Source organism: Bradyrhizobium sp. NBAIM14 (assembly GCF_020193895.1).
In the GTDB taxonomy this organism is placed as follows: domain Bacteria; phylum Pseudomonadota; class Alphaproteobacteria; order Rhizobiales; family Xanthobacteraceae; genus Bradyrhizobium; species Bradyrhizobium yuanmingense.
Map to the genome: position 1 here is coordinate 1 of NZ_JADYVQ010000115.1, position 386 is coordinate 386.

The window sequence follows — 386 nt, forward strand, 5'->3', positions numbered from 1 at the left end:
GTACAAATACATTAAAAAATAAAAACAAAGCGACTATAAGTCTCGGCCGTGACAACTTTATGACAGCTGTTGAAAAGATTAACTTTTTACTGACGAGGATGCTTCAATAACTTCTTTACGTAATCGCGCAGCAGCTCCGTATCGTCGTCAGGAATGCTGGCATCGGGCTTTACCTCGTACAGCGCCCCCTCTACCTGATCAATCAACCGCTGTTGGTCATTTTGCGCCATATTGCGAAGCATTGCAGTGACGATAATCTCCAAAGCTTCTACCTGCGCACACAGTTCTTTCGACTCTTCTTCTTTTTGGGCAAGCTTAAATAACAACTCAGCAATGAGATTTTTCATGTCTGTATTTCCTTATCCAAAGTATGGAGAAGTTAACAT

General features: G+C 41.7%; 1 protein-coding gene. It reads right to left on the bottom strand.

Going from position 1 to position 386, the window contains the following annotated elements:
* Window positions 1-86: 86 nt before the first annotated feature.
* Window positions 87-347 (bottom strand): anti-adapter protein IraP, encoded by a 261-nt coding sequence (gene iraP / locus I6F28_RS37265; protein ID WP_000792970.1) that lies wholly within the window; start codon window positions 345-347, stop codon window positions 87-89.
* Window positions 348-386 lie beyond the last annotated feature (39 nt).